12 protein-coding genes are annotated in these 11754 nt (G+C 63.2%); 3 read left to right on the top strand and 9 right to left on the bottom strand.

All coding sequences use genetic code 11. The annotated features are described in order from the left end of the window. Window positions 1-68 precede the first annotated feature (68 nt). From BOH68_RS05445 to BOH68_RS05405, 9 genes are all read right to left on the bottom strand, one after another. Window positions 69-908 (bottom strand): mechanosensitive ion channel family protein, encoded by an 840-nt coding sequence (locus BOH68_RS05445; protein WP_240499561.1) that lies wholly within the window; start codon window positions 906-908, stop codon window positions 69-71. A gap of 186 nt (window positions 909-1094) precedes the next feature. After that, window positions 1095-1820, bottom strand: coding sequence for a hypothetical protein (locus tag BOH68_RS05440; RefSeq protein WP_077372605.1), 726 nt, complete (start codon window positions 1818-1820; stop codon window positions 1095-1097). Beyond that, window positions 1795-3006 (bottom strand): hypothetical protein, encoded by a 1212-nt coding sequence (locus BOH68_RS05435; RefSeq protein ID WP_077372602.1) that lies wholly within the window; start codon window positions 3004-3006, stop codon window positions 1795-1797. Before BOH68_RS05435 ends, BOH68_RS05440 begins: the two co-directional genes overlap by 26 nt. 5 nt (window positions 3007-3011) lie before the next feature. Then, window positions 3012-3431, bottom strand: coding sequence for a GtrA family protein (locus BOH68_RS05430; RefSeq protein WP_170877351.1), 420 nt, complete (start codon window positions 3429-3431; stop codon window positions 3012-3014). Continuing rightward, on the bottom strand, window positions 3421-4527 hold the full coding sequence (locus BOH68_RS05425) for a glycosyltransferase family 2 protein (protein ID WP_077372596.1): 1107 nt from the start codon (window positions 4525-4527) through the stop codon (window positions 3421-3423). The genes BOH68_RS05430 and BOH68_RS05425 overlap by 11 nt, the downstream gene beginning before the upstream one ends. 507 nt (window positions 4528-5034) lie before the next feature. Continuing rightward, complete coding sequence (locus BOH68_RS05420; protein WP_167593034.1) at window positions 5035-5337, bottom strand: cyd operon YbgE family protein; 303 nt, start codon at window positions 5335-5337, stop codon at window positions 5035-5037. A gap of 58 nt (window positions 5338-5395) precedes the next feature. Next, complete coding sequence (cydX, locus tag BOH68_RS05415; RefSeq protein ID WP_024951692.1) at window positions 5396-5497, bottom strand: cytochrome bd-I oxidase subunit CydX; 102 nt, start codon at window positions 5495-5497, stop codon at window positions 5396-5398. Between the two features lie 90 nt (window positions 5498-5587). Next, entirely contained in the window at window positions 5588-6721 is a 1134-nt protein-coding gene (cydB, locus tag BOH68_RS05410) for a cytochrome d ubiquinol oxidase subunit II (RefSeq protein ID WP_077372590.1), read from the bottom strand. 6 nt (window positions 6722-6727) lie between these two features. Further along, complete coding sequence (locus BOH68_RS05405) at window positions 6728-8329, bottom strand: cytochrome ubiquinol oxidase subunit I (RefSeq protein ID WP_077372588.1); 1602 nt, start codon at window positions 8327-8329, stop codon at window positions 6728-6730. 554 nt (window positions 8330-8883) lie between these two features. On the opposite strand from BOH68_RS05405, the gene BOH68_RS05400 reads away from it, so the two are divergent. The 3 genes from BOH68_RS05400 (at window position 8884) to BOH68_RS05390 (ending at window position 11688) form a co-directional block, all read left to right on the top strand. Further along, a complete protein-coding gene (locus tag BOH68_RS05400; protein WP_170877350.1) occupies window positions 8884-9747 on the top strand; it encodes a lipopolysaccharide kinase InaA family protein in 864 nt (287 codons plus the stop codon). Between the two features lie 364 nt (window positions 9748-10111). Continuing rightward, window positions 10112-10705: an OmpW/AlkL family protein gene (locus BOH68_RS05395; RefSeq protein WP_065392614.1), complete on the top strand. Its 594-nt coding sequence runs from the start codon at window positions 10112-10114 to the stop codon at window positions 10703-10705. Window positions 10706-10983: 278 nt separating this feature from the next. After that, entirely contained in the window at window positions 10984-11688 is a 705-nt protein-coding gene (locus BOH68_RS05390) for an OmpW/AlkL family protein (protein ID WP_258038162.1), read from the top strand. Window positions 11689-11754: the final 66 nt, after the last annotated feature.

The following is an 11754-nucleotide window of genomic DNA, read 5'->3' as shown; positions in this document are numbered from 1 at the left end:
GTGGCGTTCTTTTGTGCCATATCACGGCATGTCATGGCATGGCATGCCATCACGCGAGGACAGGTGGCTTACTCGGCCGCCCTGCCCGGCTGATGGATATGCACATCGCGCTGCGGATAGGGGATGCTGATGCCGCGCTCATCGAAGGTCAGCTTGATACGCTCGGTCATGTCCCACTTCAGTGCCCAGTAGTCGGAGGCCTGGCACCACATGCGGAAGTTGAAGTTGACCGAGCTGTCGGCCAGTTCCGCCACGGCGATCAGGTAGGACGGCTCCTTCATGATGCGCTCGTCGCTGTTGACCAGCTCCTCGAGCACCGCCTTGACCTGACGGATGTCGTCGTCATAGCTGACCCCGACCACCAGATCCAGACGACGTGTCGGCAGTGCCGAATAATTGGTGATGGTCTGGGACATCACGCTGGAGTTGGGCACGGTGACCTTGCGATTGTCCGGCGTCACCAGACGAGTCTGTAGCATGGTGATCTGGTCGACGCTGCCGGACGTCCCGGCGGCCTCGATGTAATCGCCCTTCTTGAACGGACGCAGCGTCACCAGCAGGAAGCCCGAGGCCAGATTGGACAGTGAGCTCTGCAGTGCCAGACCGATGGCCAGACCCGCCGCACCCAGTGCCGCGATCATCGACGTGGTATCGACCCCCACCTGATCCAGCGCGGTCAGCAGCACCATGACCACCAGAATCGCGTAGGCGATCTGACCGACGAAGCCTGCCGCCGCCTCGTCCATGCTCTTGCGCTGCAACAGCGAGGTGACCCACCGGGTCAGACGCTTGGCCACCCACATCCCGAACACCAGCACGGCCAGTGCTGACAACAGGGTTCCGCCCCACCACAACGCCAGCTCGAACAACTGGTCGGTTTCCATGGGAATGGCATTCAGAAAATCCACACTAACTCCTTGTAAGCCCCTTGCGATGACAGTCACTGACTACCGGGCGCTTTCTCTTGATAGGACGCGAGCCGTTCACCATCAGGCGAACTGCCGCTCGGTCGGACGGATCATTCACGTTGACGCGCGCACAATTTACCTGACTATCGTCGCCGCGTCAGTGTCATCGCGCGCCGCCGGTCAGGGTCATGGAGCACTGTCGGGCGGCGTCAGCCCCAGGGTCGAGCGCAACATCACGCTATCCAGGCGCAGGCCGACGGGAAACTTGTTGCCATCGATCCCGACATCCCGCGGGGCAATGGGCGGCGGCCCCTTGAGCGTCAGATGCAGGCTGCCGTCCGGCTGGATCAACCGCTCCGGCACCTCCACCTCGTGGCTGGCCTGACGACCGCCCACCGGCCAGCGGGCCAACAGCTCGCCTTCCCCCCACACCTCCACCGGGCGGGGTTCGGCGTCATCGGGATAGCGTGACAGCGCGAGTGCCACCACGACCGGCTGCCTGAGGCCCGGCGTGACCTTCAGACGCAGACCCACCTGCGCCTGGCGTGCACTGACCGGCCGATCCTCCTTGGGCGAATAGAACCCTTCCCACAGCACGCCGCAGTTGCCAAGCGGCTCCCCCTTGCGCACGGGATAGCGCTCGCCCAAGGCGAGAACCGGTACCTCGCCCATCGGGCGATAGCAGGTGGTGGCGTGTTCGATGAAGTAGCGTCGGTAGTGGTCATCCACCTGAGGGGTGCGTGCCAGCCACAGCATGCAGAGTTCGAAGGCCAGCACGGCGGCCGTCGCCAGCAATAGCCAGAGACGCCGCCGGCTCAAGCGGGTCGGCACGCCGTAACGCGCATCGGCGCGCCCTCCCGAAGCGGCGGAGAGGTCCGCACTCACATCAGACGAGCCAGAATGCGGCGTCATACCAGTTCTCCACCAGCCAGAGATTGAAAAGCGCGCCCAGGGCGACCAGCCCCCAGGCAAGTCGGCTCGGGAGGCGCGTTAGCAGATCCAGCAGCGCCAGCACGAACACCGGCATGCCGATCAGGTAGCGCGGGATGGCGTCCAGCCCCGTGGCCAGCGGAATGAACAGGGTGAACGCCGCCAGGCCCATCTCCAGCCAGCGCCGCTGCAGGCCCAGCCAGCCGATCAACGCGATGCCGATCAGCGCCATGCTGGCCTGCCAGGCGGGCCGGAGCGTTTCCGGCGCCGTGAACCAGTACCCCAGCCCCTGCACCAGATTGACGATGGGATTGCCCATCTCGCGGCCCCAGGAGATCTGCACGTGACTGAAGGCCAGCGCATCGCCCGTCTGGTGGTAGAGCACCGCCATGAACAGAAACAGCCCCAGCGGCCCCATCACGCCGATCAACAGCCAGTCGGGGCGGCGCCACAGCTCGGCGAAGGCCGCCAGACGCAGACGCGCCAGCAGCTCGATGCCCATGGCGATGACCCAGAACACCCCGGTGGCCCGTGTCATCGACAGCAGCAACGTCCACAGCATCACCCGTCCGGTGCGCTGACAGCGCCAGTCGATCAGGGACGCGAGACACAACAGCCAGAACAGCGATTCCGAGTACAGCGCACTGAAATAGAAGCTGTACGGCATGCTGGCGACCAGCCACACGAACAGCAGCGGCGAGGCATCAGGGCGCGTGATGGCAAGATAGCGACACCCCAGCCCCAGGGCCGCCGCCAGCAGCACATTGCTCAGCAGTACGCCCATCAGCTCCGGGTCGAGCTGGCCGCCCAGCGTCACCAGCCACAACAGGGCAGGATAGAGCGGAAAGAAGGCCCAGTTGGCGGCATCACCGTCGCTCATGCCCCGGGCTTCGACATCGTAGCCACGGGTCATGATGCCCTTGAACCAGCTGCCATCGAACTGGGCCATGGCATGCAGGTAGCTTTGATCGCCATGGGCGGCGATGGCCAGCCACGCAAGCCGCGTGATCACCAGTGCCAGCAGGATATGTGCCCAGGGAATGCTGGCGGTGCGTGCGCGCACCAGCGCGTCGCTCGGCGATGGCGTCTCGGCGATCAACGCGGCCCCCAGGGCCGCCAGCCGCCCCTTGCCCATCCGCTCGGCCTTCACGGCAGTGCTGTCGTTCATGAAGCTCATTCCTTGAAGGCCCAGAGTCGTGATGCCAGATAGGTCACGACAGGTACCGAGAGCGTCGCGATCGCGATGGCCACGAAGCCGCTCATGCCGAGCCCCTGGATCAGCACGGCCAGCAGCCCGTTGTTGAGCGCGAAGCCGCTGGCCGCCACCAGCGCGAACCGCCAGGCGCTGCCCTGTCGCTTGAAGGTCAGACGTCGATGCCCCACCAGCGAGACCTGGAAGGCCACACAGAAGGCCACGATATTGGCGATGAATTCATTGAGCGGTGGCCAGAGAAACAGCATCAACGCGGCGACCGCGAGGTGCACCCCCGTGGCGGCCAGCCCCACCAGACCGAAACGGGTGGCGGTGCCGGCTTCCTGTCGTGCCCGCTCTGCGGTGCTGGACGTCTTGCGTGACGTGGCATCATCCCTCACGCGAATCTCCTCGCGTCATGTCAGGCTCGGCACTCTGACAGGATTCACGGCGGCGACTGGCCTCACGGTCACGCTGTCCGCGCAAGACCCGCGCCGTGCTGAGGCCGCTGTCCAGCCCGCTGTCCGGCGAGGTAGCGCCACCGGGGCCATCCTGCAGGCTGTCGTGATCGATCAGATACAGCGGCCGCTGCTTGGTCTCCATGAACAGGCGCCCGAGATATTCGCCCAGCACGCCGATGGAAATCAGCTGCATGCCGCCGAAGAACAGCACCGCGATCATCAGGGACGCATACCCCGGGGCATCAATGCCGAACAGCACCGTCTTGCTGATGATGACGAGGATGTAGAGGAAGGACAGCCCCGCGATGCACGCGCCGAGGTAGGTCCAGACCCGCAGCGGCCAGGTCGAGAAGCTCACCACACCGTCCAGGGCGAAGTTCCACAGCTTCCAGTAGTTGAACTTGGTCGTGCCGGCGGTCCGCGCCGGGCGCTGATAGGTGACGCCAACCGAGCTATAACCGGGCCAGGAGAACAGTCCCTTCATGAAACGGTTGCGCTCCGGCATGCGGCGCAACGCCTCGACGACCCGACGATCCAGCAGTCGGAAATCACCGGCGTCCCGTGGAATCTCGGTAAATGTCAGGCGATTGAAGATGCGATAGAACCATCCTGCCGTCTTGCGCTTGGTGGCGGTGTCTTCATCACGCGCGGCGCGGACGCCATAGACCATGTCGTAGCCGGCCTGCCACTGGGTGATGAATTCGAGTATCACCTCGGGCGGGTCCTGCAGGTCGACATCCATCGGCACGATGGCATCGCCTCGCGCCTGCTCGATGCCGGCGCTCATGGCCGCTTCCTTGCCGAAGTTGCGTGTCAGGCTCAGATAACGAATACGTGAATCATCGGCCGCGGCAGCTTCCAGGCGCGCCAGGGTGGCATCGCTGGAGCCATCGTCGACGAACAGGATTTCCAGGTGCGGTACCTGCGCTGCCAGGGTGGCATCGATGGCGGCAAGAAACGGCGCGATCGTCTCCTCTTCATTCATCACCGGCACCACCAGCGACAGCACCCAGTCGCCTGATTGGCGCCGTGTCATGTCGCGCGGGATATAACCTGCAGACGCCGTGGACGGCCTGCTTCCCTCGGGTCCGCGGGCCGAACCGCGGGCAGAGTCAACGGATGATCGCATGCCTTCCTCCTCGAAGAGCGGTCTGGATATCGCTCGTGAACCATTGTTGTTGATATCGGTCGCCCAGCCATACCCCCACGACAGCACGCTCGGGCGCACAGGGGGTCTCTTGTGTTAGGTGGGGCTCGCAGGAGGGATTGCAATGACGCCTCGCCCACCACGCCCGGATGCACAAGCCCAGGGCATGCGCCAAGGGCATGAGCGAATCGCGGTGACCTCCAGGCCCCCTCTCACGCGGTTGCACTGGCGTTATAGGGCGCGGACTGGCGGGATGTAAAGCGATATCGCATGTCGCTGCCGCTCAAGAAGGGCTCGCTTGCCTTCTCGGTGACACTTCTCGCGCCAGCATCCCCCAACGCAAGAGGGGCCACTCATGGAGTGACCCCTCTCGGGACTTTCAAGGCATCGCGGTGGCTAGCTCATGCTCAGGGCGATCAGGGTGATCAGCAGCAGACACCAGCTCAGCGGTGCGCCCAGCAGCCAGGCGCGCGTGGCATGACGCGGCACCAGACCGACCCCATGCGTGAAGCCGGCCCCCAGCCCCCACAGCGCAATCAGCAGCATCAGATAGCGCGGCCCGGTGGCCATCGAGGCAATGGCATCCGGGCCCAGCAGCATCCAGATGGCCACCATGGCAGACAGCAGCAGCGAGGCCAGATGGGCAGGGCGAGTTCGGCACCAGGCCGGTGGTCGTGAGGCGTACCAGGGTCGTGACATCGAGCTCTCCTTGATCAGAACGGTCGGCGGCGCAGAAGCATCGTTGAGGCCGCCTGCCTCAATCATCGTCAAAGGTGTGAGTCTGCTCAAGCCACAATGCATTGATGATGCCCGCGAAGCAGGCCAGCAGTACACCGAGAATCCAGGCGAAATACCACATGAAGTCGTCTCCCGGCGAGGGCGGCACCCTCGCCCAATGATGCAGTTATGAAGCGTACGGGAAAAGCGGTTGCAGCGTCGGCTGCCTGCCTCAGTACAGACTGTGTCCGTCCTGCTCGACGTGACTCACCGTGACGCGCCGCCACATCTTCACGTAGCACCAGGTGGTGTAGAGGATGATGGTCGGCACCATCACCAGCCCCGCCACGGTGACGATGGACAGTGTCAGCTCGCTGGAGACCGAATCCCACAGCGTCAGGCTGGCCTCGCCCATGCGCGAGGACGGCACGATGAACGGGAACATGCTGATGCCTGCGGTGGCGACCACACCGCCGACCCCGACGGAACTGGCCGTGAAGGCTGCCCCGCCCTGACGTCTGGCCGAGAGCCACATCGCGGTGACGATACCCGCCACGGCGCCCAAGGGCGCGAGCAACGTCAGCGGCTCACGCGCGTAGACATCCATCCAGCTGCCGGGACCGACCTGCTTGTCCAGCAGCTTTAGCGCCGTGCCGGTATCGCCCATCTGGTCGATGCTGTAGCCCATGCCGGACAACCACACCCACAGTCCGCCCAGGCCAAACAGCCCGAGCGAAAGCAGTCCCAGCGGCTGCACCAGACGCGCACTGCGCGCCGCCACGGCGTCATCGGCACGCGCCACCAGCCAGGTACCGCCATGCAGCATCACCATCACGACGGACAGCGCCGCACACAGCAACGCGAAGGGATTGAACAGCCCGAGATAGCTGCCGTCGTAGCTGGCACGCATGTACTGATCGACTTCCAGTGGCACGCCCTGCAGCAGATTGCCGAAGATGAGGCCGAAGAAGGCAGTGGGAATCAGGCTGCCGGCGACGATGCCACGGTCCCACCAGCCCCGCCATTGGGGGCTCTCGAGCTTGGAGCGATAGTCAAAGCCCAGCGGGCGGAAGAACAGCGAGAACAGGATGGTCAGCATCGCGAAATAGAAGCTGGAGAACGCCGCGCCATAGACCACCGGCCATACCGCGAAGACGGCACCGATGGCGGTGACCAGCCATACCTGATTGCCATCCCAGTGCGGCGCCAGCGTGTTGATCACCACGCGCCGTTCGCTGTCACTGCGACTGACCAGCGGCATCAGCATCGCCGCGCCCATGTCCATGCCATCGGTGATGACGAAGCCGATCAGCAGCAGACCCACCGCCACCCACCAGAACAGCTTGAGGATCTCGTAATCCCACATGATCCATTACTCCTTGAATGACAGCGAAGGATTGAGCGACATGCCCTCGTCGTCTCGCAGGGCGCCGCGCTCGAAGTGATAGCGGCCGGTATGCAGGGAAGAGGGTCCCTTGCGCGCGAAGTGGAACATCAGCCACATCTCGATGACGAAGAACAGGCTGTAGAAGGCCAGGAAACCGCCGATGGACCACCACAGATCCGACTCATCCAGGCTCGAGGCCGCCATAAAGGTCGGCAGAATCTCTCCGACCGCCCAGGGCTGACGCCCGAATTCGGCCACGAACCAGCCGGTCTCCACCGCGATGAACGGCAGCGGGATCGACAGCAGGCAGATCCACAGGAAGGGGCGCACATCGAAGCGATGCTTGGCACTCATCCATACCGCGACGATGAAGATCGCGAGCATCGCCATGCCACAGGCGACCATGATCCGGAACGAGAAGAACATCGGTGCCACCGGGGGGATCGAGTCGGCCGCGGCCTTGTCGATCATCTCCGGCGTGGCATCGGAGGGCGTCTCGACATAGCGCTTGAGCAGCATGCCGTAACCGAGATCCTGCTTGACGGCATCGAAGGCCTTGCGGGTCGCGATATCGTCCTGACCATCACGCAGCTGCTGAAGCAGATCATAGGCCTGCATGCCATTGACGATGCGTCCGCGGTGCTCCTCGGTCAGCTCCTTGATGCCCGGAATCTCGGTATCCAGCGAGCGCGTACCGATCAGCCCCATCACATAGGGAATGTGGATGCCGTAATCGGTGTGCTGGGTCTCCTCGTTGGGCAGACCGATCAGCGTGAAGGACGCCGGCGCCGGCTCGGTCTCCCACATCGCCTCGATGGCGGCCATCTTGGCCTTCTGGACATCCCCGACTTCGTAGCCGGACTCATCGCCCAGCACGATGACCGAGGCCACCGAGAACAGTCCGAAGGCCGCGGCGATGGCGAAGCTGCGCTTGGCAAAGCCCAGATCCCGCCCCTTGAGAAGATAGAAGGCACTGATGCCGAGCACGAACATGGCGCCGGTCACGTAGCCTGCCGACACGGTATGCACGAACTTGGCCTGGGCGACCGGATTGAAGATGACATCCGCGAAGCTGGTCAGCTCCATGCGCATGGTCTCGAAGTTGAAGGCCGCCCCGACCGGATTCTGCATCCAGCCATTGGCGATCAGGATCCACAGCGCCGAGAAGTTGGAGCCGAAGGCGACAAGCCAGGTCACCATCAGGTGCTGACGCTTGCTCAGGCGGTCCCAGCCGAAGAAGAACAGCCCGACGAAGGTGGATTCGAGGAAGAAGGCCACCAGGCCCTCGATGGCCAGCGGCGCACCGAAGATGTCGCCGACGTAATGCGAGTAATAGGCCCAGTTGGTGCCGAACTGGAACTCCATCGTCAGGCCGGTGGCGACACCGAGCGCGAAGTTGATGCCGAACAGCTTGCCCCAGAACTTGGTCATGTCCTGGTAGACCTGCTTGCCGGTCATCACATACAGGGATTCCATGATGGCCAGCAGGAAGGCCATGCCGATGGTCAACGGGACGAACAGGAAGTGATAGAGCGCGGTCATGCCAAACTGGAACCGCGACAGCTCCACTACGGTATCGGAGATCATGTCTAACCCCTTTGCGATAAGACGAACGGCCAGACTGCCGTCTCTGCATGCGCTTGCCCCCGACGTCGGGGGCAGTCTCCCCCCGACTCCCGCCGGAAAGCGCACAGGCAATGGCACCGTGGTACCAAGACCTTGGTCGGACATTCTCTGCCCTCTCGCGACAGGCTCCAGATGACAGGTTGTCGCAGCCGCACTCCGGCAAGCGCCGCCTGCGGGGATCGCAAGCCCATGAGCTGACAGCGGAAACGTCCATGGCCCGCATCATTGCTGGGCTGGCGCGCAGTGGACCGCCAGCGGCCTCTCAACGCTCTTCCTGCGCACCTGCGCGACACCTGCGACCTTCCACCACACGCCACAGAGCACGGGCCTGCACGACAGCAGCCATGCACGGCTCGGACAATCCTGCGACGCGTGTTGAATGCGCAGACACAGGAGTTGCCGATCAGCGACTATCACTTCACCAGCAGGCTAACTATCATAGGGCGATCCATCGCTGGGTCCTGCGGCAGGGATTGCCCGTGACTCACCTCCCCTCTTTCGCTCGTGAACTTGCCATGACCTCCTTTTCCCGTCACTCCCTGTCCAGCGCCTCTCGGGGCCCACGTGCCACGGCGCCCCGTGGCCATGCCGACTACTGTGACCCCCCCCTGGGGAATCTGCTGGATTACCACGGCCTGAACCGGTTCGAGGCCCTGTGGCACGTGGCCGCCCAGGACGTTGATGCCCCTAACCGTGAGCGCGGAGGCATCTCGACGGTCTCGCTGCTCACTCTCGAGGACGAGCAGGGCCAGACACATCGCCTCTACCTCAAGCGCCAGACCAACCATCTGGGCCGCAGCCTGTCACGCCCACTGGGCGAGCCGACCTTCTCGCGCGAGTGGCGTGCCATCCGCCACTATCACGCGCTGGGCATTCCTTCGGTGGATGCCGGCTGGTATGGCGAGCGCCGCACCGGCAAGGAATGGCGCGCCATCCTGATCACCTTCGATCTCGACGGCCGCGATGATCTGGACCACTGGCATGCACGCTGGCCGGCGCTGGACGATACCCGACGCACGCAAGTCATCACTGCCAGCGCACGTCTCGTGCGACAGATTCATCAGGCCGGCATGATGCACGGCTGCCTGTTCCCCAAGCATCTGTTCCTCAGCCGCCCACAGCCCGCCGCCGACGGTACCAGCGCCATGCAGGAACAGATGGATGCCGTCATCATCGACCTGGAGAAGACCCGACGCTTCGTGCTGCGCCGTCACGAGTGCCAGCGCGACCTCTACGTGTTGTGGCGCCGCCTCAAGGCCTGGCAGGCAGCGGAGTGGCGAGAGTTTCTGGCCGTCTACCTCGACTGTCCCGCGCAGAGTGACGAGGTCAGTCGATGGCTCAACGAGCTTGAAGCACGTGCCCAGCGCAAGCGTCGCTGAATTCCCACACTGGTGGGCGCATCACGCATTGCGTAGCATGCGCTCACCTCACGAGCCGCCTACGACCAACGTCTCATGAATCTGTCGTGAAAATGAACGGCCCTGTCGCTGTCCTGCGCCACCTCCAGTCTCATCCTCGAGACATGCACCTTTTCTGAAATAATCGGTAACATCCGCTAACAAGACGTCAAATATGTTTTCAAACATTGTTCTAAAAAAATGCTTGCCAAAAAGAACAGTGTTTTTTATAGTTCATCTCGTCCCCTGAACAAGGCAGCCTTGCCACACTCGGTACATCCCCCGAGTTCGCCAGGCACCGCCGACAGGAAGCCCCCGAGGCCACAAGCTTCAAGGAGAACATCACATGAAAACCATCAAGATCCTGACTGCTACCGTCATCGCCGGCACCATGGCAATGGGTGCACAATCTGCACTGGCCTACGGCAAGGGCGACATCTTCCTGCGCGGCGGCGTTGCCAAGGTCGACGGCAAGAGCAACAACGGCAATGGCCTGATCGCCAAGGATGAATCCGGTTTCGCCGGCTCCGTGGGCTACATGTTCCACGACAACCTGGCAGTTGCCCTGCAGTCCACTGAAGCATTCAGCACCGACTGGAAAAACAGCGACGGTGGCTTCGATCAGATGCCGATCAATCTGATGCTGCAGTACTACCCGCTGGGCGGTACCGAAGCTCGCGTTCAGCCTTACGCTGGCGTCGGCCTGAACTACACCCACTTCTCCGGTGAGTCTGCCGGTGGCCAGAGCATGGACATCGACGACAGCTACGGTGCTGCTGCCGAGCTGGGTGTTGACCTCAACATCAACGAATCCTGGGCCGTCAATGGCTTCGCTCGTTACGCTGACGTCAAGGCCGACACCAAGATCAACGGCCAGGACGTGAACGACACCGAGCTGGACCCGGTCACCGTCGGTGCCGGTGTCACCTACCGCTTCTAAGTGCTGAAACACGCACTGACGAGCCGCGCCGAGCCATGACGCATCAGGGGTGATCCCCTTGCCTCATTGACGACGCACAAGAACGCCGCAGGCCTCAGGGCCTGCGGCGTTCTTGCATGCGCGGACAGTCGGCGAGACAGACGGAACTTGATTTGAATCAAGTGTGACGGACCCTTGTCGGACATGACGGCAAACCCTTGTCATGGATCAATTTTTCGTCGACATGAGCTCCTAGACTGACATCTCCTTTCTCACCCCCTGTCACTTCGGGAGCGAACATGTCAGCCGCACAGTCCTTCTTGCCCTTCTCCTTCTGCCGGTCCTCTTCACGCCCGCTGCGCATGGCGGCGATCACGGCCGCACTCACGCTGACTGCCACGTCGGCTGTCGCTGCGCCGTTCTCGTCGACTGACTCAGGCCTCGAGAACCTCGATTATGGTGCCGGCCAGTTCTGGACTCGCGTGGGTGTCGCCAAGGTCTCGCCTAAGAGCGACAACGGTCGCATCGATGCCATCGGTGCCGACGTGGACGTCGATGATGACAGCGCCTTCGCCTTCACTCTGGGGTATCGCTTCACCGATACCCTGGGGATCGAGCTGCTGGCCGCGCAGAATTTCGAGCATGACATCTCGCTAAATGGCCAGAAGGCCGGCTCCGTCGATCATCTGCCACCGACCCTGACACTGCAGTACTACCCCCTCGGTGGACGCGACTCCCGCATCCAGCCGTACATCGGTGCAGGCGTCAATTACACCCACTTCTCCGATGAAACCCTCGATGACGGCACCAAGCTCGAGATGGATGACAGCTGGGGCGCGGCCGCACAGATCGGTGTCGACCTGGTCATCAATGAGCATTGGGCGGCCAACGTCGCTGCCTGGTATCTGGATATCGATTCCGATGTCACCGTGGCGGGCAGCGTCAACGACAAGGTCGAGATCGACCCGATCGTGACCATGGCCGGTATCAGCTATCGCTTCTGAGTCGCGCATCTGACTGGCCACAGACGACAACGCCCCGCCAGCCCATCACGGGCCGGCGGGGCGTTG

Source organism: Cobetia sp. MM1IDA2H-1 (assembly GCF_002916775.2).
Lineage (GTDB): Bacteria > Pseudomonadota > Gammaproteobacteria > Pseudomonadales > Halomonadaceae > Cobetia > Cobetia marina.
Note: the sequence above shows the minus strand (reverse complement) of the source record. Positions and strands in the feature narration are given on the sequence as shown.